Raw genomic sequence first — 23,884 nt, 5'->3', positions numbered from 1 at the left:
CGGGGGGGGGGGGGGGGGGCCCCCCCCCGGGGGGGGGCCCCCCCCCGGCCCCGCCGTGCCCCCGGGGTCCGCGGGGGGGCCCCGCCCGGCCGCCCCCCCCCCCCCCCCCCCCACAGCCGGGTCCTCTTCGTGCCCGCACCCGACCGGTGCCCGCCCGGACGCCTCCTGCGCCACGGCCGCGTCGGCCGGGGGCCGCCGTCGCCGGTGGCGGACCGGCGTTCGTGGGTGCGCGGCCGTTTCCGGGTACTCGCCCGTTGTCCGGCCATCGGCCCTCGCGGCCGACCGCACCACGGGGAAGGACGGCGCCTCATGCAGCACGACGAGTTCATCGGCAAAGTGCAGGCTCTCACCCGGCTGCCGGACCGGGGAACGTCCGAGCGGGCGACCCGGGCCGTGCTGAGTACGCTGGCCGAGCGACTGCCGTCCGGCCTGGCGGACCACGTGGCCGCCCAGCTGCCACCGACCCTGGCCGCGCCCATGCGGCAGAGCACCTCGGGCGAGCGCTTCGACCTGACGACGTTCGCCGGGCGGATCGCCGGCCGCGCGGAGACGGACGAGGACGCGGCCGTGCGCGAGGCCGCCGCCGTACTGGAAGTCCTCGACGCGGCCCTCGCCCCGGAGCTGACGGAGAAGCTGGCCGCCGCACTGCCCAGGGACATCGGCGGTCTGCTGCCCGCCGGGCGCGCCGCCGACGACACGGACTGAGAGGAGGTGACCGGGGATGGTCTCCGAGTCCGTGACGGTCCCCTCGGGCGCGGCAGCCCTGTCCGGGGACCTGGTGATCCCCGCCGGGGCGCGCGGAATGGTGCTGTTCGCGCACGGCAGCGGCAGCTCGCGGCTCAGCCCGCGCAACCGGGCGGTCGCCACCGCGTTGCAGGAGGCGGGATTCGGCACGCTGCTGCTGGATCTGCTGACCCGGGAGGAGGAGCGCGAGGACGACGCGACGGGCCGGCACCGCTTCGACATCGGCCTGCTGGCCCGGCGGCTGGCGGATGCCGTCGACTGGCTGGGGCGGCGCCCGGACGGCATGGACCTTCCCGTGGGCCTGTTCGGGGCCAGTACGGGGGCGGCGGCGGCGCTGGTGGCCGCCGCCGAGCGGCCCGGGCGGGTCTCGGCGGTCGTGTCGCGGGGCGGGCGCCCGGACCTGGCGGGCGACGCGCTCGGCCTGGTCGCGTGCCCGGTGCTGCTCGTCGTGGGCGGCGACGACGAGACGGTCCTCGGCCTCAACCGTGAGGCCGCCGGCCGGCTGTCCGCGGCGCACCGCGTCCATGTGGTGCCCGGCGCCACCCACCTCTTCCCCGAACCCGGCGCGCTGGAGCAGGTGGCCGAGCTCGCCGCCGGCTGGTTCCGCGACCATCTCTGACCGGGCGCGGGGCGGGCCGCGGCGTGCCGGTGCCGCGGCCCGCCCCCCGGCTCAGCCCGTGCTGCAGGAGACGGTCGGCCAGGTCCAGTTGCCGTTGGTCTGGATCGTCACCCCCCAGTTGTTCCCGCTGCCGTTGGGCTTGGCGACCAGGGTCTGGCTGTCGGGGTAGGACGCGCTGACGTTCCAGGTCGAGGAGACCTTCGCCGGGGACGGCACCTTCATGGTCACCGTCCAGGCGCTGCCGCCGCCGACCGAGACGTTGAGGTTGTAGCGGTCCCCCCAGCTGCTGCCCGCGGACAGGGTCGCGGTGCACGCGGTGCCGCCGCCCCCTCCCCCGCCGCCGGACCCGTCGGGGGCGACGGCCCGGCCGGTCTGCGGGGAGATCATGCCGGCGCACAGGCCCCGGGAGGCCAGGTTCTGCGCGATGCGCGGGATCGCGGCGACGGTGTTGGCCGGCCAGTCGTGCATCAGGATGACCTGGCCGTCGGTGAGCCGGGAGGCGGCCTGCACGATGGCGTCGGTGCTCGCGTTGTTCCAGTCCTGCGAGTCGACGTCCCAGATGATCTCGGTCAGGCCGTACTTGGCCTCGACCGTGCGCAGCGTCGAGTTGGTCTCGCCGTACGGCGGCCGGAACAGCTTGGGCGTGCCGCCGCCGGCGTTGGCGATCGCCTGCTGGGTGCGGGCGATCTCCGAGTCCATCTGCGCCTGGCTCAGCTGGGTCATGTGGGGGTGGGTGTAGCTGTGGTTGGCGACCCACATGCCGGCGTCGACCTGGGCCTTGACCAGGGAGGGGTGGGCGGCGGCGTACTGGCCCTGGTTGAACATCGTGGCCCGCAGCCCGTTCTGCCTCAGCGCGTTGAGCAGGTTCGTGGTGGTGCCGGTGGACGGGCCGTCGTCGAAGGTGAGTCCGACGTAGCCGTTGCAGGCGGCGGCGTGCGCCGGTGCGGCGTCGAGGGCCGTGGTGGCGGTGCCCGCCAGGGTCAGCGCGGCGACGGCCAGTCCCGACACCAGGGACCGGGTGGCAGGCGGTCGTTTTCCGATGGTCATCTGCGGTGGTCCTCCTCGGGTGTCAGCCTGCGCTGCAGGAGACCGTCGGCCAGGTCCAGTTGCCGTTGGCCTGGATCGTGGCGCCCCAGTTGTTGCCGCTGCCGTTGGGCTTGGCGACCAGGGTCTGGCTGTCGGGGTAGGAGGCGCCGACGTTCCAGGTCGAGGAGACCTTCGCCGGGGACGGGACGCGCATCGTCACGGTCCAGTTGCTCGATCCGCTCACCGAGACGTTGAGGTTGTAGCGGTCGCCGAACTTCTCCCCGGCCGACAGGGTCGCGTTGCAGCCGCCGGTGTTGCCACCGCCACCGCCACCACCGCCGCCGCCGGAACTTCCCTCGCTCACGGTGATGTTGGAGCTGCCGCTGCTCTGGTAGCCCTCGGTGGCCATGATCATGTAGTTGTGGTTGCCGAGGTTCATCCCCTTGCCGGCCCACGCGTCGAAGTGGTTGCCGCTGGTGATGGTGCCGCCCGTGCGCTTCGACTGCCGGACGCTCCAGTACTGGTCGAAGGTCCTGGTGCCCTCGATGGAGGGGGCGTTGTACCGGGTCGTCTTGTAGATGTCGTACGTGCCGCCGTCGCTGGTGACGGTGCCCTTGTACTCGCCGGTGGGCCGGTAGGTGCCCCAGTTGTCGACGATGTAGTACTCGATGAGCGGGCTGGTGGTCCATCCGTAGAGCGTCAGGTACGCGTTGCCGGACGGGTTGAAGCTGCCGGAGTAGTTGACGGTCTTGCGTCCGCCGGTGCTCCAGCCCTTGCCGGCGACGAAGTTGCCGGTGTTGCTCCACCGGGTGCTGTAGTTGCCGCCGGAGCCCAGGTCCATGGAGACGGTTCCCTGGGAGTCGGTCCAGAACGAGTACCACCAGCCGTTGTGGGTGCCGGTCTGGTTGGTGGTGACGGCGGCGGTGGCGGTGGTGGCGGTCAGGAGCAGCGCGGTGACGGCGGCCAGCGCGATGGTCCAGACGCTCCTGACGCTCAGCAGCAGGCGGCCGCGTCTGCGGCCTCTCGGGTGTGCGGACACGTGCATGTGGTGCGCCTCCTGTGCGGCTCGGTGGGGGCTCGATGCCGGACAGTGTTGGCCCGTACGCGTCAACGGTCAACAGTTTCGATGAATATTTCGAAATCTTCGTTTGATCAAAAATGTGGAGCGGGGAATATAAGGCCAGTTCAACGCATGTACTGAACCGGTCAAGCCAAAGGTCCTTGCACCAGGCGCCGACAAGATACCGAACCCTGATGGCGAGTCATCGAAAGTTTCGACGATCCGGGCGTCCTCGGCGGCCCGGCTGGCGTGCGCGCCGCGGAGACGGTCCTCCCCCTGCGCCGGGTCAAGGCCCTGACGACCGGGCCCCGGTGGCCGCGTCTCACATGGGGGTCGTCCAGCGCGGGGCCGTCTCCGCCCAGGCCGTGTCCCAGCCGGCGAGGTTGCGGCGGCGCAGGGCCAGGCCGGTGAGGGCGTGGGCGGCCGCGCCGGTGAGGGCGACGCCGATGGCGGCGAGGAGGGCCCAGCCCGTGGTGCGGCCGCGGACCTGCTCGCGGGTGAGCGGCGGGTCCGTCGCCTCGCCGTCGGCGGTGATCCAGAGGCGGACGGCGCTGTCCTCGGTCAGCCCCGGCCGGACCTCGGTCCGCGTGGTGCGGGTCCGCCCCTCCCGGGTGACGACGCGGACCTCGACCGGACAGCGGGTCCTCCTCTCCTCGTCCGACCCCGGCTCCGGGTGGCGGGGGGCGTCCTCGGTGAGGGTTCCGGTGGTCTCGTACCGGGTCAGGTTCTGGTGGCGGGCGGTCTCCTCGTAGTGCCGGCGGGCGGCGTCGCCGACGAGGACGGCGGCCACGGGGGCCGCGGCCAGTACGGCGACCAGCGCCCCGAGGCCGAACCAGGCGTACAGCGTGTCGGTGCGGCGGCGCAGGGGGTGGTGCCGCAGGCGCCACAGCAGGGGGCGCGGGGGCGGGCCGGGGGGTCGCTGTGCCGGAGGTGTCTCGCCGGCCACGTCGGGGCTCCTTCCGGTGGCGGGGCACGGGCGGTCGGGTCGGTCAGGCCCTTCCGGTGACCGCGGGGTGGTGGTGCGCCGAGGCGAGCAGACCGGCGGCGCCCCGGACGGCGGCGGTGTGCGGCGACGGAACCCGCCGGACCGCGCAGCCGAGGCCGGCGGGCAGGTCGCGGGTGATGTCGGGGCGCAGCGCGCCGCCGCCGGCCAGGAGGACGCCCCGGCGCAGGGCGGTGCGGGTGAGCGCGGTGCGGTCCTGCCGCAGCATCGCGGCCACCATGCCGGCCACCGCCGCGGTGATGTCGCCGGGCGGCGTGCCGTCGGCCAGGTCGGCGGTGCCCAGCGCGGTGCGGCGGGCGTCGGTGACCGCGCCGTCCGCGAGCAGCACCACCTCGGTGAGGTGGGCGCCGATGTCCACGACGAGCAGCGGCCGGACGTGGTCGGCGCCCGCGGCCAGGGCCACGGCGCGGGCGCCCGGGACGGTCAGCACGGCGCGCGGGCGCAGGACCTCGACGGCCGTGCGGGCGGCGGTCCGGAAGGCGAGCCCGTCCAGGACCGGCGCCGTGAGGACGACCAGCGGACGGCCGGTCCGGGGCAGCCGGTGCCCGAGCAGCCGCTCCAGCATCCGGGCCGTACCGGGGACGTCGACGATGGTGCCGCGCTGGACGGGGTGGATCGCGCCGGTGTCCGGGAAGGCCACGGTGGGCACGTCGAGGACCATGCCCCGCCCGGCGATCCACACGCGTGTGCGGGCGCTGCCCAGGTCGAGGGCGACGCCCGGGCGGCGCCGGCACGGCGGCCGGTACCGGCGGCGTACCGGTGCCGGAGGGGAACGCCGGATCACGGTCACCGGCCGGCCTCCCTCACCTGCTGGCAGCGCCCGCAGTAGCGGGCCTGGGGGACGATCAGCAGGCGGTGGCGTTCGACGGGGCGGCGGCACAGGTGGCAGGTGCCGTAGTGCCCGGAGTCCATCCGGGCGAGCGCCGCCTCGACGTCGGCGAGCACCATGCGGGCGGAGGCGGCGAGCTTGACGCCGACCTCGATCCGGGCCGCGTCCGCCTCCCGGCGCCGGCCGTCGGCGCGGTCGGAGGAGTGGACGGCGAACTGCCGCAGCTGCTCCCGCCGGAACAGCCGCTGCTCGTGCAGGTTCTCGCGCAGCGCGGCGAGGTCCTCGTCGGTGAGGACCGTGCCGCGCCCGCCGATGGTCTGGTGGGTCACCACTGCACCCCTTGGGCAGAGCGGGAGAAGGACGGACGGGCTCAGGCGCGGCGCTGGCAGGCGACGCAGTACCGGGTGTGCGGGAGGATCTCCAGCCGCTCCGGCGGTACGGCCTTGGAGCAGCCGAGGCAGGTGCCGTAGGTACCGGCGTCGACGCGGGCGAAGGCCTCGTCGATCTCCTTCAGGACACGCTTGATGGCGTCCTTCTGGTGGGACATCAGGTGGTCGCCGGGACTCTGCCCGGTTTCGTCCAGGGCCTCGAGCTGTGCCAGCCGGGTCGTGCGGGCGTGTTCGAGGCGCTGACGGACCTCGTCGGGGGCCGGGTGGGCGGTACGGGGTTCGGTGCTGGGCAGGTCGAGCGACACGGACGGTCCTCCTCGGCGGCATACGGGTGCTGACTTCACCCTCGCCCGTTTCCGTCGCCGCGCCCATCGGGCGCGGTACCCATCTGCGCCGGGTCCGAGGACCCACCCCGCCCGGCATGGGTCGGGCGGGGCGCGGGAAATGGGGCGCGGGGCCCATCGACCCGGGGACCGCCCCCGGTGCACCCTGGCCGGTGTCCGCCGGGACGAGGGGGCCTGCTGCCGTGTCCAGGGGCGCGGTGACCGACAGTGGAGGCAGACGAGAAAGAGGAAGGCGTGACCCCGTGTCCCTGTACTGGCGGATCTTCGGACTCAACGCGGTGGTGCTGGGCAGCGCCACCGCGCTGCTGCTGTGGGCTCCGGTGACCGTGTCCGTTCCGGTGCTGCTGACCGAGGCGGTGATCCTGGTGGGCGGCCTCGGCGTCATGCTCGTCGCCAACGCCGCCCTGCTGCGCATCGGCCTCGCCCCGCTGGACCGGGTGACGCGGCTGATGACCACCGTGGACCTGCTGCGCCCCGGTCAGCGGCTGCCCGTGCGCGGCGGCGGTGAGGTCGCCGAACTGGTCAGCACGTTCAATTCGATGCTGGAGCGGCTGGAGGGGGAACGCGTCGCGAGCAGCGCCCGCGCCATCCTCGCCCAGGAGGGCGAGCGGCGCCGGATCGCCCAGGAGCTGCACGACGAGGTCGGACAGAGCATGACCGCCGTGCTGCTGGCCCTGAAGCGGGCGGCCGACGAGGCGTCTCAGCCGCTGCGCGGTGAACTCCAGCAGGCGCAGGAGATCACCCGGGAGAGCCTCGACGAGGTCCGCCGGCTGGTGCGCCGGCTGCGCCCGGGCGTACTGGACGATCTGGGCCTGGTCAGTGCGGTCACCTCGCTGGCCACCGAGTTCGCCACGCACACCGGGCTGCGCGTGCTGCGCCGCTTCGACTCCGACCTGCCCCCTCTCGACCACGAGACGGAGCTGGTGATCTACCGGGTGGCGCAGGAGGGCCTGACCAACGCCGCGCGGCATGCCGAGGCGCGGTGCGTGGAGGTGAGCCTGCGCGGCGCCGACGGGTGCGTCGTCCTCGAGGTGAGCGACGACGGCCGCGGCATCGGGGCCGCCCGGGAGGGCGCCGGGCTCCGCGGGATGCGGGAACGGGCCCTGCTGATCGGGGCCCGACTGGACATCACCGGCCCCGAGGGGACCTCCGCGCCACCGGCCGGTACCCGGATCCGGCTGACCGTGCCCACCGTCAGGAAGCAGTCATGAACCACCAGGACACCCACGACGACCGCCGGACGGACACGACGATCCGGATCCTGCTCGCCGACGACCACGCGCTGGTGCGGCGCGGCGTGCGGCTCATCCTCGACCGGGAGCCGGACCTGGAGGTGGTCGCCGAGGCGGGTGACGGCGCGGAGGCGATCGCCATGGTCCGCACCCACGACGTCGACCTGGCCGTCCTGGACATCGCCATGCCGCGGCTGACCGGTCTGCAGGCCGCCCGCGAGCTGACCGCGCTGAAGCCGGGGCTGCGCATCCTGATGCTGACGATGCACGACAACGAGCAGTACCTGTTCCAGGCGCTCAAGGCGGGGGCCGGCGGCTATGTGCTGAAGTCCGTCGCGGACCGCGATCTGGTCGCCGCCTGCCGGGCCGCGATGCGGGACGAGCCGTTCCTGTACCCGGGGGCGGTGACCGCCCTGATCCGCAACTACCTCGACCGGGTGCGGCACGGCGAGGAGGCGCCGGAGCAGCTGCTGACCCCGCGCGAGGAGGAGGTGCTCAAGCTCGTCGCCGAGGGCCACTCGTCGAAGGAGATCGCCGAGCTGCTGTTCATCAGCGTCAAGACGGTCCAGCGGCACCGCGAGAACCTGCTGCACAAGCTGGGGCTGCGGGACCGCCTGGAACTGACCCGTTACGCCATCCGCGCCGGACTCGTCGAGCCTTGACCGCCGACCGGCGGGGACGCTCCGCCCGCCTTCCGCTCCGGGCCGCCGCGGCGGCCCTCGCCGCGTTCACGGCGGTGCTGCTGGCCCTCGGGTTCGCCGGCGGCACGGAACCCGTCCCCGCCGCGGCGTCGTCCGCCCCGTCGGCGTACCCGTCCGACACCCGTCCGTACGGCGACGACGCCTGCGTCGGCGTCCGCACCCCGCTGATCCGGCCGGAGCGGGACGCCGGTGAGCGGACGGTGCCCGGCGGTCATCCGCTCCTCACCGCGGCGCACACGCCGCCGGTCCCGCCCCGGCCGGCCCGGCCCGCGCCGGCGGCCGGTCACGCGCAGCCCGCCGCCGCGCACATGCCGTCGGACCTGGGGCGCGCCCCGCCCCCGGCCTCCAGCACCTGAGATCCCCTCTTCCCCTCTTCCACGTGTTCTCCGCGTGTTTTCCGCGTGCCTGCTGGAGGCATCTGTGAAACGTCCCGCCCGCGTCAGGGCGTTGTTCGCGCTCGCCGTGATCGCCGTGTCCGTGTTCGTCGCCGTCACCGTTCCGGTCCGTCTGGGCCTGGATCTGCGGGGCGGCACCCAGATCGTGCTGGAGACCCGTTCCACCGAAACCGTGAAGGCCGACAGGGAGGCCACCGACCGCACCCTGGAGGTGCTGCGCGGCCGTGTCGACGCGCTCGGCGTCACCGAACCGGGCATCGTCCGCTCCGGGGACGACCGGATCATCGTCGAACTGCCCGGCGTGCAGGATCCGCGCAAGGCCGCCGACGTCCTCGGCCGTACCGCGCAGCTCTCCGTGCACCCGGTGCTCGGCGCCGCCACCGGGTCCGGCGAGGCCCGGGCGGAGGGCGAGCGCGTGCTGCCCGACGAGCAGTCCGGCGAGCGGCTCCGGCTGGCCGCCGCGTCGCTCACCGGCCAGGACGTGAAGGACGCCGAGGCCCTCTTCGACCCGCAGAGCGGCGCCGGCTGGCACGTCACCGTGGACTTCGAGGACGGCGAGGGGTGGGCGGAGCTGACCGGTGAGGCCGCCTGCCGTCCGGCGGGCGACCCGCAGCGCCGGGTCGCGATCGTCCTGGACGACAGGATCATCTCCTCGCCGCAGGTCGACCCGTCCGTCGCCTGCGGCGCGGGCATCACCGGCGGGTCCACCCGGATCACCGGCTCCTTCACCGGTGACGAGGCCAAGGAGCTCGCCCTGCTGGTCAAGGGCGGCGCCCTGCCGGTGCCGGTCGAGACGGTGGAACAGCGGACCGTCGGCCCGACGCTGGGCGCCGAGGCCATCGGGGCGAGCGCCCGGGCGGCCGTCATCGGCACCGCGCTGACCGCGGTCTTCGTCATCGTCGTGTACCGGCTCATGGGGGTCCTCGCCACCCTGGCCCTGCTCTGCCACGGCCTGATCTCCTACGCCGGTCTGGCGGCCCTCGGCGCGACCCTGACCCTGCCCGGTCTCGCCGGTTTCGTGCTGGCCATCGGCATGGCCGTGGACGCCAACGTGCTGGTCTTCGAACGGGCCCGGGAGGAGTACGGCGCCCGCGACCGGCCCAGCGGCCGCTCGGCGCTGACCGCCGGTTTCAAGGGCGCCTTCAGCGCCATCGCGGACTCCAACGTCACCACGCTGATCGCGGCGGCGCTGCTGTTCGTGCTCGCCTCCGGTCCGGTGAAGGGCTTCGGCGTCACGCTGGGCATCGGGGTGCTCGCCTCCATGATCAGCGCCCTGGTGATCACCCGGGTGCTCGCGGAGTTCGCCGTGGCCCGCCGCTGGGTGCAGCGCCGTCCGGAGGCCACCGGTCTGGCCTCCGTCGGCCGGGTCCGTGCGTACCTCACCCGCCGCGACCCGCAGCTGATGCGGCGCCCGCGCCGCTGGCTGGCGGTCTCCGCCGTGATGCTCGCCGTCGCCGGCGCGGGCATCGTGGTGCGCGGGCTGGACTTCGGTGTGGAGTTCACCGGCGGCCGCCTCATCGAGTACTCCACCGGCGACACCGTCGACCCGGACCGGGCCCGTGAGGCCCTGGCCGACGCCGGCTTCCCGCAGGCGGTCGTGCAGTCCTCCGGCGACGGCAGGCTGACGGTGCGCACCGAGGAGCTGACCGACGCGGAGGCGGTCGAGGTGGCCGACGCCGTCGCGGAGGCCGGCGGCGGGGCGGAGAAGGTCCGCGACGAGCTGATCGGCCCGAGCCTCGGCGACGAGCTGCGGCGCAACGCGCTGATCGCGCTCGGCCTGGCCCTCGGCGCCCAGCTGCTGTACCTGGCCTTCCGGTTCCGCTGGATGTTCGGTACGGGGGCGGTGGCCGCCCTGGCGCACGACGTGGTGATCCTCACCGGCGTCTTCGCCTGGCTGGGCAAGCCGGTCGACGGTGTGTTCCTGGCCGCGCTGCTCACCGTGATCGGTTACTCGGTGAACGACTCCGTGGTGGTCTTCGACCGGATCCGCGAACTGTGGCGGAAGGACGGCAGGGCGCCCTTGGCGCAGGTCACCAACCGGGCGGTCCTGCAGACGGTGCCCCGTACGGTCAACACCGGCATCGGTGTGGTCTTCGTCCTGGCCGCGCTGGCCCTGCTGGGCGGCGACTCGCTCACCGACTTCGCCCTCGCGCTGCTGATCGGCGTGCTCGTGGGCACCTACTCGTCGGTGCTGACCGCCTCGCCGCTCGCCGTCGAGCTCGACGCGCACACCGGTGGCGGCAGGGGCGGCCGGGGCGGTTCCGGGCGGGCGGGGTCCGGCGCCGCGGAGCGCCCGGACCGGGCCGGGGCCACCGTGCGGGCACGGTAGCGGGCGGAAGGGGGCGGAAGGTGGAGGGACACCCACGGGCGTCCCTCCCCCATCGTGTGGCGTCGCCGTTACGCCGCCACCGCCTCCCCCGACTGCTGTTCGAACTGGGTGCGGTACAGCTCGGCGTAGCGGCCGTCGGCGGCCAGCAGCTGTTCGTGCGTGCCGCGTTCCACGATCCGGCCGGCCTCGAGGACCAGGATGAGGTCGGCGGCGCGCACCGTGGAGAGCCGGTGGGCGATCACCACCGCCGTCCGGCCCTCCAGCGCCTCCGTGAGCGCCTCCTGCACGGCCGCCTCGGAGGTGTTGTCCAGGTGGGCGGTGGCCTCGTCGAGGATGACGACGCGCTGGCGGGCCAGCAGCAGCCGCGCGATGGTCAGGCGCTGGCGTTCGCCGCCGGAGAGCCGGTAGCCGCGTTCGCCGACCACCGTGTCCAGTCCGTCGGGCAGGGACCGTACGAGGGCGTCGAGACGGGCCCGGCGCAGGGCGTCCCACAGGTCGGGCTCGCTCGCCCCCGGCCGGGCCAGGAGCAGGTTGGCGCGGACCGTGTCGTGGAAGAGGTGACCGTCCTGGGTCACCATGCCGACGGTGGCGCGCAGGGAGGCGGCGGTCAGCTCGCGGACGTCGACGCCGCCCACGCGTACGGCGCCGGCGTCGACGTCGTACAGCCGGGGCAGCAGCTGGGCGACGGTCGACTTGCCCGCGCCGGAGGAGCCGACCAGGGCGACGGTCCGCCCGGGTCCGGCGCGGAAGGAGACGCCGTGCAGGACTTCGTCACCGCCGCGCGGGTCGAGGGAGGAGACCTCCTCCAGGGAGGCCAGGGAGACCTTGTCGGCGGACGGGTAGCCGAAGCGGACGTCGTCGAACTCGACGGAGACCGGGCCCTCGGGCACCTCGCGCGCGTCCGGCTCCTCCCGGACGATCGGCTCGAGGTCCAGGACCTCGAAGACCCGCTCGAAGCTGACCAGCGCGCTCATCACCTCCACCCGTGCCCCGGCGAGCGAGGTGAGCGGCGCGTACAGCCGGGTCAGCAGCAGCGCCAGCGCCACGACGGCGCCCGGGTCCAGGGTGCCGCCGAGGGCGAGCCGGCCGCCGAGGCCGTAGACCAGGGCGAGGGCGAGGGCGGAGACGAGGGTCAGCGCGGTGATGAACACCGTCTGCGCCGTGGCCGTACGGACGCCGATGTCCCGCACCCGGCGGGCGCGCAGCGCGAACTGGGCGGACTCCTCCTCGGGGCGTCCGAACAGCTTGACCAGGGTGGCGCCGGGGGCGGAGAACCGCTCCGTCATCCGGGTGCCCATGGCCGCGTTCAGGGCGGCGGCCTCGCGCTGCATGCCGGCCATGCGGCGGCCCATGAGGCGGGCCGGGATCACGAACACCGGCAGCAGGACCAGTGCGAGCAGGGTGATCTGCCAGGACAGGGTGAGCATCACGGCGAGGGCGAGCACGAGGGTGACCAGGTTGCCGACCACGGTCGACAGGGTGTTGCTGAAGGCCCGCTGGGCGCCGATGACGTCGTTGTTGAGACGGGAGACGAGGGCTCCCGTACGCGTGCGTGTGAAGAACGCGACCGGCATCCGCTGTACGTGGTCGAAGACCGCGGTCCGCAGATCGAGGATGAGGTCCTCGCCGAGGGCCGCGGACACCCTGCGGCCGAGTACGCCGAGGGCCGCCTCCACGACCGCGATCAGCGCGATGAGCAGGGCCAGCCGGACCACCGTGGCCTCGTCGCCGGCGGAGACGATGGTGTCCATGACCCGCCCGGCGAGCACGGGGGTGGCGACGGCGAGCGCCGCGGTCGCCGTGCCGAGGAGCACGGACAGGGCCAGACGGCGGCGGTGGGGGCGGGCGAAGGCGGCGATGCGGCGCGGTGTCGCCCTGGTGAGGGGGCGGTGCTCGTCCTCGGCGGCCATGACGCCGCGCAGCTGTGTCCACGCTGTGGTCTCCATGCTCATGAACGCGAAGGTAGAACCTCAAGCATGATTGAGGTCAAGGACGGTCCCGTGCCGCGTCACCGGCCGCCGCCCGGCCGTAAGCGGCCGTCCGGGCGGCCGCAACCCGGCGTCGGCGCGCGGCGGACAGGCTCGGTGGACGTGACGGGGACGATCCGCCGGATCCTGGTGGTGCTGCCGCTGCTGGTGGCCGCGGTCGCGGTGCGGCACCGGTCGGTCCTGGCCGAGGGTTTCGCCCAGCTGGGGACCGCCCGGTGGCCCTGGCTGCTCGCCGCGGCCGGCGCCACCTGTCTGACCTGGGTGGCGGCCGCGTGCACCCGGCAGGGCGCGGTCCCCGAACGGCTGCCCGCGCGACGGCTGCCGGCCACGCAGTTCGCGGCGGGCGCGGCCAACCACCCGCTGCCGACGGGGCTGGGCGCGAGCGCGGTCAACCTGCGGTTCATGACGGTGTGCGCACTGCCGCCGGCCCGCTCCTCGGCCGCCCTGGCGCTGTACCTGCCGGCGGAGTCCGCGGGCCGGGTGGGGCTGCCGGCCGCCCTGCTCGTGGCGTTCCCCGGCGCGCTGCGGTTCGGCTCCCTGCTGCCCGAGGGGGCGTTCGGTCCGCTGCTGCTCGCGGTCGGCGCGGTACTGGCCGCCCTGGCGGGCGCCCTCGTGGCCGTACGGCGGCTGCGGCGGGCGGCGGCCGCGTTCCTGCGGACGGCGCTGGGCGAGGCGCGGTCGGTGCACGCCCTGCCCGCCCGGGCGTCGGCGCCGTGGGGCGGGGCGCCGGCCTTCCCCGCGCCGCAGGCGACCGCGCTGGTGCTGGTGGGATCGGCGTTCGGGCCGCCGGTGCCGCCGGCGCACATGGCGGTGGCGTATCCGGCGGCGACGGTCGCGGTGGCGCTGGTGCCGACCCCCGGCGGGATCGGCTCGGTGGGGGCGGCGCTGGTGGTGGCGGTGGGCGGGGCCGCGGCGCCGGCCACGGCGGTGGTGCCGGCCTTCCGGGTCGTCACGGTGTGGCTGCCGTTGCCGCCGGGGGCGTTGACCCTGGGCGCGCTGGTGCGGCTGAAGGTGATCCGACCGGCGGGGCGGGGCCGGGCCGGTGCGGACCGCCCTGCGGGATACGGCAGGATGAGCGATCGCGCAGGCCGCAGGGCGGGGGGCGGACGGCGTGATGTACATCCCGTAGAACTCGAGCAGGTGACGACACGTGACACGACTTCACATACGGCCGTCGGCCAGGGCGTTCGCCGGGGGTGAGCGGTGACCCGCGCGCTCACCGGCCACGACCTGGTGTACGCCGGCATCGCCCTCGCCGCCGGGCTGCTGGCGGCCTTCCTGCTGCGGATGCTGCTGCGCTGGCTGGGCCGGCACGCGGACCGCACCCGCTGGCGCGGGGACGACGTCCTCGTGGACGCGCTGCGCATGATCGCGCCGTGGGCGGCGATCGCGGGCGGCGCGGCCTCCGCCGCGGCGGCGCTGCCGCTGACCCGGACCGTGCAGCACAACGTCAACCAGGTGCTGACCCTGCTGGTCATCTTCGCCGCGACGATCTCGGCGGCCCGGGTGGTGGCGGGGCTGGTGCGCTCGGTCACCCAGTCCCGCTCCGGGGTCGCCGGGTCGGCGACCATCTTCATGAACATCACCCGGATCCTGGTCCTGGCGATCGGTTTCCTGGTGGGGCTGCAGACGCTGGGCATCTCGATCGCCCCGCTGCTCACCGCCCTCGGCGTCGGCGGTCTGGCGGTCGCGCTGGCGCTGCAGGACACGCTCGCCAACCTGTTCGCGGGCATCCACATCCTCGCCTCCAAGACCGTGCAGCCCGGCGACTACATCCAGCTGAGCAGCGGCGAGGAGGGCTACGTCGAGGACATCAACTGGCGCCAGACGACCGTCCGCAACCTGTCCAACAACCTGGTGGTCATCCCGAACGCGCAGCTCGCCAAGACGAACATGACCAACTTCATGCGTCCGGAGCAGCAGCTGACCATCCTGGTGCAGGCCGGGGTGTCGTACGACAGCGACCTGGAGCAGGTGGAGCGGGTCACCATGGAGGTCGTCGCCGAGGTGATGACGGAGATCACCGGCGCCGTGCCGGAGCACGAGCCCGCGGTGCGTTTCCACACCTTCGGGGACTCCCGCATCGGCTTCACGGTCATCCTGGGCGTCGGCGAGTTCAGCGACCAGTACCGGATCAAGCACGAGTTCGTCAAGCGCCTGCACCGCCGCTACCGCGAGGAGGGCATCCGCATCCCGTCGCCGGCGCGGACGGTGGCGCTCCAGCAGGGCTCCGTGGTGCTCCCCCAGCAGCGCGACACGGACTCCGCGCCGGACGACATGACCCTCACCCGGCCGGTCTGAGCCCGCCGTCCCCGGTGATCTCCCGCCGCGCCGGCCGGGCCGCGGCGGGAGGTCGGCCGGAAGTCGGCGCGGACCCCTGTCGAGCCCCGGTCGATCACGAGATATCTTGATGTCGAGCAATGTTGCAGACGTGGAGCGGAGCACCCGGTGACTGACTCGACCATCATCTACACGCACACTGACGAGGCCCCGGCCCTGGCGACGTATTCTTTCCTGCCGGTGGTCCAGGCGTACGCCTCGCAGGCGGGTGTCGCCGTGGAGACGCGTGACATCTCGCTGGCCGGGCGCATCATCGCCCTGTTCCCGGAGTACCTGGCCGAGGACCAGCGCATCCCGGACGCCCTCTCGGAGCTCGGTGAGCTGGCCAAGACGCCGGCGGCCAACATCATCAAGCTGCCGAACATCTCGGCGTCGATCCCGCAGCTCAAGGCCGCGATCGCCGAGCTGCAGGGCCAGGGCTACGCGCTTCCGGCCTACCCGGACGACCCGAAGACCGACGAGGAGCGGGAGATCCGCGCCCGCTACGACAAGGTCAAGGGCTCGGCCGTCAACCCGGTGCTGCGCGAGGGCAACTCCGACCGCCGTGCCCCCGCCTCGGTGAAGAACTACGCCAAGACCCACCCGCACCGCATGGGCGCCTGGACCGCCGAGTCGAAGACCAACGTCGCCACCATGGGCGCGGACGACTTCCGCTCCACCGAGAAGTCGGTCGTCATCGCCGAGGACGGCGCGCTGCGCATCGAGCTCAAGGGCGACGACGGCACCACCACCGTGCTGCGCGAGTCCGTGCCCGTCCTGAAGGGCGAGGTCGTCGACGCCTCCGTGATGCGCGTCGCCGCGCTGCGCGAGTTCCTGACCGCGCAGGTCGCCCGCGCCAAGCAGGAGGGCGTGCTGTTCTCCGTGCACCTGAAGGCCACGATGATGAAGGTCTCCGACCCGATCGTCTTCGGCCACGTGGTGCGCGCCTTCTTCCCGAAGACCTTCGCGCGGTACGGCGACAAGCTCGCCGCGGCCGGCCTGACCCCGAACGACGGTCTGGGCGGCATCTACAAGGGTCTGGAGACCCTCCCCGAGGGCGCCGAGATCAAGGCGTCCTTCGACGCCGAGCTCGCCGAGGGCCCGGCGCTGGCGATGGTCGACTCCGACAAGGGCATCACCAACCTGCACGTCCCCTCGGACGTCATCGTCGACGCCTCCATGCCGGCCATGATCCGCACCTCCGGCCACATGTGGGGCCCGGACGGCCAGGAGGCCGACACCCTCGCCGTCCTGCCGGACTCCAGCTACTCCGGCGTCTACCAGGCCGTGATCGAGGACTGCCGGGCCAACGGCGCCTACGACCCGTCCACCATGGGCTCGGTCCCGAACGTCGGTCTGATGGCGCAGAAGGCCGAGGAGTACGGCAGCCACGACAAGACCTTCGAGATCCCCACCACGGGTACGGTCCGCCTGGTCGACGGCAACGGCGACGCGGTCCTCGAGCAGGCCGTCTCCGCCGGTGACATCTTCCGCGCCTGCCAGACCAAGGACGCCCCGATCCGCGACTGGGTGAAGCTGGCCGTCACCCGCGCCCGCGCCACCGGCGACCCGGCGGTGTTCTGGCTGGACGCCACCCGCGCCCACGACGCCAACCTGATCGCCAAGGTCGAGCAGTACCTCCCGGAGCACGACACCGAGGGCCTGGACATCCGCATCCTGAACCCGGTCGAGGCGACCAGGCTGTCGGTGGAGCGCATCCGCCGCGGCGAGAACACCATCTCGGTGACCGGCAACGTGCTGCGCGACTACCTCACCGACCTGTTCCCGATCCTGGAGCTGGGCACCAGCGCCAAGATGCTGTCGGTCGTCCCGCTGATGGCGGGCGGCGGCCTGTTCGAGACGGGTGCCGGCGGCTCCGCGCCGAAGCACGTGCAGCAGCTGGTCAAGGAGAACTACCTGCGCTGGGACTCGCTCGGTGAGTTCTTCGCGCTGGTGCCGTCCCTGGAGCAGTACGCCGAGGCCACGGGCAACGCCCGTGCCAAGGTCCTCGCCGACGCCCTCGACCGCGCCACGGCGACCTTCCTCGACGAGGACAAGTCCCCGACCCGTCGCGTCGGCGGCATCGACAACCGCGGCAGCCACTTCTACCTGTCGCTGTACTGGGCGCAGGAGCTGGCCGCGCAGAGCGACGACGCGGACCTGGCGAAGGCGTTCGCGCCGCTCGCCGAGACGCTCGCCGCCAACGAGGCGAAGATCGTCGAGGAGCTGAACGCCGTCCAGGGCAAGCCCGCCGAGATCGGCGGCTACTACCGGCCCGACCCGGCCAGGGCCGCCGCGGTCATGCGTCCGTCCACCACGTGGAACGAGGCGCTGGCGTCCCTGAGCTGACGCGGACGACCCCGTACTCCGCCCCGGCCGGCCGTGCGCCCGGCCGGGGCGGAGCCGTGTCCCGGGCGGCGTTGTCAGTGCCGTGTGACACCTTGATCATGCCGTGCACCCCCGAGAACGCCCCTGGAGCAGCCGTATGACCGAGGTGCCCCCCTCCTTCGAGTTCGTCCCCGGTGATCCGGACTCCCCCGTGATCCTGCACGTACCGCATTCCGCCCGGGAGATACCGGGGGACGTACGGGCCGGGATCGTGCTGGAGGACGCCGGTCTTGAGCGGGAGCTGGACCACATCACCGACTCGCACACCGCGACGATCGCCGAGGCGGCGGCCCGGGCGGCCGGCGTCGCGCCGTGGCGGTTCGTGAACCGGCTGTCGCGGCTGGTCGTCGATCCCGAGCGGTTCCCGGACGAGCGGGAGGAGATGCTGGCCGTCGGCATGGGCGCGGTCTACACGCGGACCACGCACAAGGACGTGCTGCGGCCCGCCGGGTTCGACGCCGAGCCGCTGGTCGAGCGGTACTTCCGGCCGTACGCGCGGGCGATGACGGAGGCGGTCGCCGGCCGGCTCGCGGCGACCGGGCGGGCCGTGATCATCGACGTGCACTCGTATCCGAGCGCGCCGCTGCCCTACGAGCTGCACGGCGAGGGGCCACGGCCGGAGGTCTGCCTGGGCACCGACTCCTTCCACACCCCGCCCGGGCTGCTCGCCGCCGCCCGCGAGGCGTTCGCGCCGTGCGGGGAGACGGGGCTGGACAGCCCGTTCGCCGGGACGTACGTGCCGCTGGAGTTCTACGGCGAGCGGGCGGAGGTGTCCGCCCTGATGGTGGAGATCCGCCGGGACACCTACATGACCGAACCGGGCGGCCCCGCGGGGCCGGGCCTGCCCCGCCTCGCCTCGGCGCTCGCCGCCCTGGTCGACGCGGTCTCCCGCTGACACCGGGGCCCGCGCGCCGGGGGCGGCCGTGCCACGCGGTCCCGAGGCCGGACGGGCAGGCGGGTGGTGGCGCCCGGCCCGGACGCACCGCGGGCCGGCGCGCCCCGCGCGGGAATGGCGGGCAGCGCGGTCCCGCCACGGGGCGGCTGCGGTCCGTGGCGCGGGCGCACCGCGCCACGACGCGTACGACGGGGAGGGCGGGGTCCTCCGAAGCCGCGGGCCCGCCCCCGGCGGCCTCAGGCGCGGAGCCACTCCGTGACGACCACGTCGTCGTCGGTGCGCAGGCGCAGGGCGAAGGGGCCGGAGGGCGGGCCGGCGGTGGCGAAGCGGCCCAGGTCGTCGGCGGTGAGCGAGGTGGTGGTCTGCGGACCGCCGAGTACCTCGATGCGGGCCGGCCGGGGCGGCAGCACCTGGCCCATCAGGCCCTCCGCGGTCACCTCGACGTCCAGTGTCACCTCACCGGCGGTGAAGGTGAGCATGCGCGGTACGTCCGTCGCGCCCCTGACCGGGATGGCGTCGACCAGCGAGTCGAAGGTCAGCTCGGCCACGCGGGCGTCGAGGTCGTGCAGCGCGTAGGCGTCGACGGCGATCTGCAGCAGGGCGGGAGGCAGCGGGTCCAGGACGGCCGCCGCCTGCCGGAGTTCCTCCTCCAGCAGCCCGTCGTCGAAGTCCGTGTCGAGTCCCGCGTCGTCGGTCATGTCGTTCACATGGTCCCCCGTGCCTCGAGCCGGGTCCGCAGCCGGCGCAGACAGCGCTGGCGCAGCGGCCCGATGCTGCCCACCGCGATGTCGAGCGCGGCGGACACCTCCTGATAACTGGGCGGCGGCGAGGCGATCAGCACCCGCAGCAACTGCCTGCACCGATCGCCCAGTTCCTCGAACTCCTGCCACAGCCGCCGCACGCGTTCGCCCTGCGCGGCCGCCTCCTCCGCCTCCAGCAACGACTGTTCCGGCGCACCGTCCTCGCTGACCCGGTCCAGCAGCTGCGGATCGTCCGTCAGCATCAGCCGGCGCGCGTTCCTGTGCACCTTCAGGCACTCGTGCCGGGCGGTACTGGCCAGCCAGGAGCCCGTCTTGTCGGGTTCCCGGATCCGCCCCAGATGCTGGGCGAACCGGAACCACACGGTCTGGTAGACCTCGTGCGCGTCGGCGTCGGAGAGCCGGTGCGCGCGCACCACGGACCACACCAGTGGGCCCAGCCCTTCCACGATCGCCTTCCAGGCCGCCGCGTCGCCGTCGACAGCGGACCGGACCAACGCGCCGACTTCAGTACGCTCCACGGTCCCACCCCTCGTGTACGGCACGTCATCGTACGCCGCGGAGGGGACGGCTCCGGTCCTCATGCCCGTGCCGGGAGTGGTGAGACCTGCACGGGGCGCCAGGAGGGCGGAAGGAGCGCCGGAACGTGCGCCCCGCGCACTTCCGCGTACTCGGTGGTGGCGTCGAGCAGTTGCCGGCGGGCCTTGCGCGGGTCGGTCTCCGCCTGTGCGGTCATGTGGGCGGCGACCATGCCGACGGCGACGGGGGTGGCGAACGAGGTACCGCTCCACTGGGCGAGTCCTTCGAACATCACCTGGTCCGGCTTGCCGGAGCCGCCGTCCTCGCTCAGCACGCCGGTGTGACGCGGGTGGTGACACGTGCAGGCGTACGTGAAGCCGTAGCGGCAGGCGTCGTAGGTGGAGTGCTGGTACACGTACGGGACGGGCGTCTCGAAGCCGGTGAGGGCGCTGACGAGACGCTCACCGGGCGCATAGGCCTTCACCCAGCCGCCGTGGTTGCTGAAGCAGGCGCCGAACTCGCCGTCCCCGCGCAGCGCGCCGACGGACAGCACGGCGTTCTCGTAGCCGGGCAGATCGGCGTAGGCGGCGGGCCAGAAGGGTGTGGCGCTGCCGTTGTTGCCGGCGGCGGCGACCAGCAGGGTGGGCCGCTCGCGCAGTTCCCGCATGAAGGCGTCGACGCCGAGGAGTCCGTCGGTACGGCCGTTGGAGGTGCCGGCGGAGAGGCTGATGACGTCGGGCCAGCCGCCCCGGTCGACGGCCTCGAAGAGCTTCTCGCCGAACTCGGACTCCAGGACGGCGCCCGCGTCGTTCAGCGTGCCGCGGACGGTGATGTCGGTGTTGGGGGCGACGGCGGCGACGAGTCCGGCGATGAACGTGCCGTGCCCGCAGTACTGCTGGAGGACGCCGTCGCCGTCGCACTCCGCCACCTGGGCGTCGCCCCGGGTGTGCGCGAGCAGCGGGTAGGAGCGGTGGTCGTGCATCAGGCCGGTGTCGACGACGAGCACGCCGACGGCGGTGTCCGGGTCGTGCACGGCGTCGGCGGCGGCCGGGTTGGGCTGCCCGCCGCGCGGCACCGGCACGGGCTCGTCGCCCGGGCAGGCGTTGACCGCGATCGACACCACGTGGTTGCGGCTGATCAGCCGGCGTCCGGCACGCCCCTCGGCCGCCGACAGCGCGCGCAGCGCTCCCGCGACCGCCGGGTCGCCGCTGCCGTCGCCCCGGCCGGGATCGGCGACCCGGATGCGGGTGATGCCGGAGCGGTTGGTCTCCGGACCCGTCCGGCGCACCTGGTCCGGGGTGAGGCCGGAGAACGTGGTGAAGTGCTGCCGCACGGTGTCCTCGACGACACGGGCCTCTTCTCCGTCGCGGGCGAGCACCACGCCCTTCTCGTAGAGGAACTCGCCCGCGTCGTCCGGTCCCATCGCCAGGGGGACGTCGGGCATCGAGCGCTGGATCTGTGCGAACTGCTCGCGGAATCGCTGTGGTGCCATGGCGTGTCCTCCACTGGTGCGACGGCGGCCGGTGCCGCGGAGCTGTCGTGTATGCAGAGCCGTGGAGCGGGCGTTTGATACAACGTCACACCTGTGGGGCGTGGTTGCGGACCACTACCATCGTGGGGTGACAGCCGGAAGCGACACGGTGCTGGAACTGCTGCCGATGGTGTTCGCCGCCCCGGGTGAGGCGCTGGCGAGGGCGGAAGAGCTGCTGGGCGACCGTCCACCGCCCCTGCACGCCTCCGTCGCCCACCAGGTGATCGGCATCTGGCAGCGGGACTTCGGCGACATGCGGCTGGCCCTGACCCATCTGCGCCGGGCCCGGGCCTGGGCGGCGCGCGCGGACTCGGCCGATCGGGAGGCGGACGTCCTCGCCACCCTCGGGGTCGCGCTGGTGCACGCGGGGCGCACCCGGCAGGGCATGGACGCGCTGGGGCGCGGCGTCGAGCGCGGCACCGGACACACCCGCGCGCGGGTGCTGTTCCGCCGGGCGTACTCGTGGTGGGTGCTGGGCCATCACAAGGAGGCCCTGGAGGACGTACGGCGGGCCATTCCCGTGCTGCGGCAGGCCGACGACGTGATCTGGACGGCGCGGGCGCTGACGCTGCGGGCGACGGTGCATCTGGCGCTGGGTTCGGTGGAGCGGGCGGACGCCGACTTCACGGCGGCCGAGGCGCTGTGGGACACCACCGGCCAGGAGCACGACAAGGCGGACGCGGTGGAGAGCCGGGGGCAGGCCGCGTTCCGCTCGGGCGACGTCCCGGCGGCGCTGCGGCTGCTCGACGAGGCGGAGGAGCGGTACGCCAAGCTCGGCACGCCGACGTTCATGCTGAACATCCGGCGCTGCGAGGTGCTGCTGGCGGCCGGGCTGGCCGGGGAGGCGCTGGCCGAGGCGGACGCGGCGATCCGGGCGCTGGACGGGATCGGCGGGCAGTCCACGCGCAAGGCGGAGCTGCTGCTGGCCGCCGCGCGGGCGGCCCGGCTGGCCGGCGAGCCGCAGACCGCGATCGCGCGCGCGGCGCTCGCGGTGCGGCTGTTCACGGGGCAGCGGCGCACCTGGTGGGAGACGCACGCGCGGCTGGTGCTGATCGAGTCCCGGTACGCGGCCGGGCGCGGTTCGGGCCGGCTGGTCGCGGACGCGGCCACGGTGGCGGAGAGGCTGGCCGCGCTCGGCGCCCCGGCCGCCCCGGAGGCGTCCCTGCTCGCCGGCCGGATCGCGCTGGACCTGGGCTGGACGGCGGACGCGGAGCGGCATCTCGCGGTCGCCGCGCGGAGCAGACGCGGCGGGCCGCCGCTCGCGCGGATGACGGGCTGGGCGGCGCAGGCGCTGCGCGCGCAGGCCGCCGGTTCCGCGCGGGGCGTGCTGGAGGCCTGCCGACGCGGTCTCGACGTGCTCGACGACCACCGGATGACGCTGGGCGCCTCGGAGCTGCGGGCCCGCGCCACCGCGCAGGGCGCGGAGCTGGCCGCGCTCGCCCAGCGGGCCAGTCTGGTCTCGGGCGGACCGCGGCGGCTGCTGGTGTGGAGCGAACGCTGGCGGGCCACCGCCCTGTCCGCACCGCCCACCCGGCCGCCGGCCGACCCGGCGCTGCTCAGCGGCATGACCGCCTACCGGGAGATCGCCGCCCGCGCGGAGGAGGCCCGCATGGAGGGCAGGCCCGTGCCGGCGCTGGAGCGGGAACAGCGGCGGCTGGAACGGGAGATCCGCTCCCGGACGCTGCACATGCGCGGTGAGGCCCCCGGCGACGGGGACCGTTTCGACGTCGGCCGGCTGCTCGCGCGGCTGGGCGACGGCGACGACGGACAGCTGGTGGAACTCGCCGTGCTCGACGGGCGGGTGCAGGTGCTGCTGTGCGGGCAGGGCAGGGTGCGGCGGTTCGAGGCCGGGCTGCTGGCGGCGGCGGAGACCGAGGCCGAGCACGTACAGGCGGGGCTGCGGCGGCTGGCCCATCCGGGAGCGGAGTCCCGGCTGCCGGTGGTGGAGGCGGCGGGCCGCCGGCTGGAGGAGCTGCTGCTGGGTCCGGCCGCGGCGCATCTCGGTGACGGCCCGGTGGTGGTCGTGCCGCCGGGGCGGCTGCACCGGGTGCCGTGGGCGCTGCTGCCCTCGCTGCGGGAGCGGGTGCTGAGCGTGTCGCCGTCGGCGAGCAGCTGGCTGCGCGCGAAGGAGACGGCGCCGTCGCCCGAGGGCCGCCAGGTGCTGGTGCGCGGTCCGGGGCTCGCGACGGGCGGCGCGGAGGTGCCCGAACTGGCCGGCCGCTACGGCGGTGCGACCGTCCTGGAGTACGACGACGCGACGGTGCCGCGCGTGCTGCGGGAGCTGGACGGGGCGGGGCTGGCGCACATCGCCGCGCACGGCGCGTTCCGCGCGGACGGCCCGCTGTTCTCGTCCCTGCGGATGGCCGACGGGCCGCTGATCGTGCACGACTTCGAGCGGCTGGACCGCAGCCCGTACCGCATCATCCTGTCCTGCTGCGACACGGCGCGGTTCGCCACGGTCGGGGCCGACGAACTCCTCGGCCTGGTGACGGCGTTGCTGCCGCTGGGCACGGCGGGGGTGGTGGCGTGCAGCGCCCCCGTCAACGATGCGGCGGTCGTCCCCCTCATGGTGGCCCTCCATATGGGCCTGGGGGCCGGGTTGTCCTTGGCGGAGGCTTTGCGGGATGCGCGTGCCGCGCTGCCGGGGGATGCGGTGCATCGGGCCACGGGGTGGGCCTTCAGCGCCTTCGGGGCGGCGTGAGCCCGCCGTGGGCGGCTGCGGGTGGTCGGTGGCTGGTCGCGCCCACGCGGCGGAGCCGCATGTCGACACAGTCCCGCGCCCCTTGAGGTGGGTCCACTGGACCGACCTGAAAGG

Annotated in this window: 20 protein-coding genes and 1 pseudogene; 11 read left to right on the top strand and 10 right to left on the bottom strand. The window is 74.2% G+C overall.

Annotated features, from left to right (window positions below; translation table 11 throughout):
* Positions 1 to 309 precede the first annotated feature (309 nt).
* Entirely contained in the window at positions 310 to 705 is a 396-nt protein-coding gene (locus ACFY3N_RS18025; RefSeq protein WP_390817653.1) for a DUF2267 domain-containing protein, read from the top strand.
* Positions 706 to 721: 16 nt separating this feature from the next.
* Positions 722 to 1,363, top strand: coding sequence for a dienelactone hydrolase family protein (locus ACFY3N_RS18020; RefSeq protein ID WP_390817652.1), 642 nt, complete (start codon positions 722 to 724; stop codon positions 1,361 to 1,363).
* Positions 1,364 to 1,414: 51 nt separating this feature from the next.
* On the opposite strand, the gene ACFY3N_RS18015 is transcribed toward ACFY3N_RS18020, so the two are convergent.
* From ACFY3N_RS18015 to ACFY3N_RS17990, 6 genes are all read right to left on the bottom strand, one after another.
* The gene (locus tag ACFY3N_RS18015; RefSeq protein WP_390817651.1) at positions 1,415 to 2,410 is read right to left on the bottom strand and encodes a polysaccharide deacetylase family protein; all 996 of its coding nucleotides are present in this window, start codon (positions 2,408 to 2,410) and stop codon (positions 1,415 to 1,417) included.
* A gap of 22 nt (positions 2,411 to 2,432) precedes the next feature.
* Positions 2,433 to 3,434 carry a glycoside hydrolase family 11 protein gene (locus ACFY3N_RS18010; protein WP_390817650.1) on the bottom strand — a complete coding sequence of 334 codons (1,002 nt, stop codon included), beginning with the start codon at positions 3,432 to 3,434 and terminating at the stop codon, positions 2,433 to 2,435.
* Positions 3,435 to 3,771: 337 nt separating this feature from the next.
* On the bottom strand, positions 3,772 to 4,395 hold the full coding sequence (locus ACFY3N_RS18005; RefSeq protein ID WP_390817649.1) for a hypothetical protein: 624 nt from the start codon (positions 4,393 to 4,395) through the stop codon (positions 3,772 to 3,774).
* 43 nt (positions 4,396 to 4,438) lie between these two features.
* A complete protein-coding gene (locus tag ACFY3N_RS18000; RefSeq protein WP_390817648.1) occupies positions 4,439 to 5,242 on the bottom strand; it encodes a rod shape-determining protein in 804 nt (267 codons plus the stop codon).
* Entirely contained in the window at positions 5,239 to 5,613 is a 375-nt protein-coding gene (locus ACFY3N_RS17995) for a TraR/DksA family transcriptional regulator (protein WP_390817647.1), read from the bottom strand. The genes ACFY3N_RS18000 and ACFY3N_RS17995 overlap by 4 nt, the downstream gene beginning before the upstream one ends.
* 38 nt (positions 5,614 to 5,651) lie before the next feature.
* On the bottom strand, positions 5,652 to 5,975 hold the full coding sequence (locus ACFY3N_RS17990; RefSeq protein WP_390817646.1) for a TraR/DksA family transcriptional regulator: 324 nt from the start codon (positions 5,973 to 5,975) through the stop codon (positions 5,652 to 5,654).
* A 281-nt stretch (positions 5,976 to 6,256) separates the two neighbouring features.
* Between ACFY3N_RS17990 and ACFY3N_RS17985 the strand changes: the two genes are divergently transcribed.
* From ACFY3N_RS17985 to secD, 4 genes are all read left to right on the top strand, one after another.
* Positions 6,257 to 7,225: a HAMP domain-containing sensor histidine kinase gene (locus ACFY3N_RS17985; RefSeq protein WP_390817645.1), complete on the top strand. Its 969-nt coding sequence runs from the start codon at positions 6,257 to 6,259 to the stop codon at positions 7,223 to 7,225.
* Entirely contained in the window at positions 7,222 to 7,908 is a 687-nt protein-coding gene (locus ACFY3N_RS17980; RefSeq protein ID WP_390817644.1) for a response regulator, read from the top strand. The genes ACFY3N_RS17985 and ACFY3N_RS17980 overlap by 4 nt, the downstream gene beginning before the upstream one ends.
* Entirely contained in the window at positions 7,905 to 8,303 is a 399-nt protein-coding gene (locus ACFY3N_RS17975; RefSeq protein ID WP_390817643.1) for a hypothetical protein, read from the top strand. The genes ACFY3N_RS17980 and ACFY3N_RS17975 overlap by 4 nt, the downstream gene beginning before the upstream one ends.
* Positions 8,304 to 8,367: 64 nt before the next feature.
* On the top strand, positions 8,368 to 10,671 hold the full coding sequence (gene secD, locus ACFY3N_RS17970) for a protein translocase subunit SecD (protein ID WP_390817642.1): 2,304 nt from the start codon (positions 8,368 to 8,370) through the stop codon (positions 10,669 to 10,671).
* Between the two features lie 68 nt (positions 10,672 to 10,739).
* Here secD and ACFY3N_RS17965 read toward each other — a convergent pair whose 3' ends face one another.
* Entirely contained in the window at positions 10,740 to 12,617 is a 1,878-nt protein-coding gene (locus ACFY3N_RS17965) for an ABC transporter ATP-binding protein (RefSeq protein ID WP_390817798.1), read from the bottom strand.
* Positions 12,618 to 12,791: 174 nt separating this feature from the next.
* On the opposite strand from ACFY3N_RS17965, the pseudogene ACFY3N_RS17960 reads away from it, so the two are divergent.
* The 4 genes and pseudogenes from ACFY3N_RS17960 to ACFY3N_RS17945 all read left to right on the top strand — a co-directional run.
* Positions 12,792 to 13,676 (top strand): annotated as a pseudogene (locus ACFY3N_RS17960) (lysylphosphatidylglycerol synthase domain-containing protein); the annotation flags it as partial.
* Between the two features lie 186 nt (positions 13,677 to 13,862).
* Positions 13,863 to 14,960 (top strand): mechanosensitive ion channel family protein, encoded by a 1,098-nt coding sequence (locus ACFY3N_RS17955; protein ID WP_390817641.1) that lies wholly within the window; start codon positions 13,863 to 13,865, stop codon positions 14,958 to 14,960.
* Positions 14,961 to 15,107: 147 nt separating this feature from the next.
* Positions 15,108 to 17,327: an NADP-dependent isocitrate dehydrogenase gene (locus ACFY3N_RS17950; RefSeq protein WP_390817640.1), complete on the top strand. Its 2,220-nt coding sequence runs from the start codon at positions 15,108 to 15,110 to the stop codon at positions 17,325 to 17,327.
* A 136-nt stretch (positions 17,328 to 17,463) separates the two neighbouring features.
* Positions 17,464 to 18,261 (top strand): N-formylglutamate amidohydrolase, encoded by a 798-nt coding sequence (locus ACFY3N_RS17945; protein ID WP_390817639.1) that lies wholly within the window; start codon positions 17,464 to 17,466, stop codon positions 18,259 to 18,261.
* A 236-nt stretch (positions 18,262 to 18,497) separates the two neighbouring features.
* Here the strand turns inward: ACFY3N_RS17945 and ACFY3N_RS17940 are convergent, their stop codons facing one another.
* From ACFY3N_RS17940 to ACFY3N_RS17930, 3 genes are read right to left on the bottom strand one after another with little or no spacing between them, the layout of a single operon-like run.
* Positions 18,498 to 18,959, bottom strand: coding sequence for a hypothetical protein (locus ACFY3N_RS17940; RefSeq protein ID WP_390817638.1), 462 nt, complete (start codon positions 18,957 to 18,959; stop codon positions 18,498 to 18,500).
* Positions 18,960 to 18,964: 5 nt separating this feature from the next.
* Positions 18,965 to 19,540: an RNA polymerase sigma factor gene (locus ACFY3N_RS17935; RefSeq protein ID WP_390817637.1), complete on the bottom strand. Its 576-nt coding sequence runs from the start codon at positions 19,538 to 19,540 to the stop codon at positions 18,965 to 18,967.
* Positions 19,541 to 19,599: 59 nt separating this feature from the next.
* Positions 19,600 to 21,030, bottom strand: a complete 1,431-nt coding sequence (locus ACFY3N_RS17930) for a S8/S53 family peptidase (protein WP_390817636.1) — start codon at positions 21,028 to 21,030, stop codon at positions 19,600 to 19,602.
* A gap of 166 nt (positions 21,031 to 21,196) precedes the next feature.
* Here ACFY3N_RS17930 and ACFY3N_RS17925 point away from each other — a divergent pair, with 166 nt between their 5' ends.
* Positions 21,197 to 23,770 (top strand): CHAT domain-containing protein, encoded by a 2,574-nt coding sequence (locus ACFY3N_RS17925; protein ID WP_390817797.1) that lies wholly within the window; start codon positions 21,197 to 21,199, stop codon positions 23,768 to 23,770.
* The last annotated feature ends 114 nt before the right edge of the window (positions 23,771 to 23,884 follow it).

The sequence above is a fragment of the Streptomyces sp. NPDC000348 genome (assembly GCF_042898795.1).
GTDB lineage: Bacteria > Actinomycetota > Actinomycetes > Streptomycetales > Streptomycetaceae > Streptomyces.
The sequence above is the reverse complement of the archived record's forward strand: the minus strand, read 5'-3'. Positions and strand labels throughout refer to the sequence as shown.

Coding starts and splice junctions, on each gene's coding strand:
- ACFY3N_RS18025 (WP_390817653.1), top strand. CDS start 310: ATGCAGCACGACGAGTTCATCGGCAAAGTGCAGGCTCTCACCCGGCTG.
- ACFY3N_RS18020 (WP_390817652.1), top strand. CDS start 722: ATGGTCTCCGAGTCCGTGACGGTCCCCTCGGGCGCGGCAGCCCTGTCC.
- ACFY3N_RS18015 (WP_390817651.1), bottom strand. CDS start 2,410: ATGACCATCGGAAAACGACCGCCTGCCACCCGGTCCCTGGTGTCGGGA.
- ACFY3N_RS18010 (WP_390817650.1), bottom strand. CDS start 3,434: ATGCACGTGTCCGCACACCCGAGAGGCCGCAGACGCGGCCGCCTGCTG.
- ACFY3N_RS17980 (WP_390817644.1), top strand. CDS start 7,222: ATGAACCACCAGGACACCCACGACGACCGCCGGACGGACACGACGATC.
- ACFY3N_RS17965 (WP_390817798.1), bottom strand. CDS start 12,617: ATGGAGACCACAGCGTGGACACAGCTGCGCGGCGTCATGGCCGCCGAG.
- ACFY3N_RS17945 (WP_390817639.1), top strand. CDS start 17,464: ATGACCGAGGTGCCCCCCTCCTTCGAGTTCGTCCCCGGTGATCCGGAC.
- ACFY3N_RS17940 (WP_390817638.1), bottom strand. CDS start 18,959: ATGACCGACGACGCGGGACTCGACACGGACTTCGACGACGGGCTGCTG.
- ACFY3N_RS17930 (WP_390817636.1), bottom strand. CDS start 21,030: ATGGCACCACAGCGATTCCGCGAGCAGTTCGCACAGATCCAGCGCTCG.
- ACFY3N_RS17925 (WP_390817797.1), top strand. CDS start 21,197: ATGGTGTTCGCCGCCCCGGGTGAGGCGCTGGCGAGGGCGGAAGAGCTG.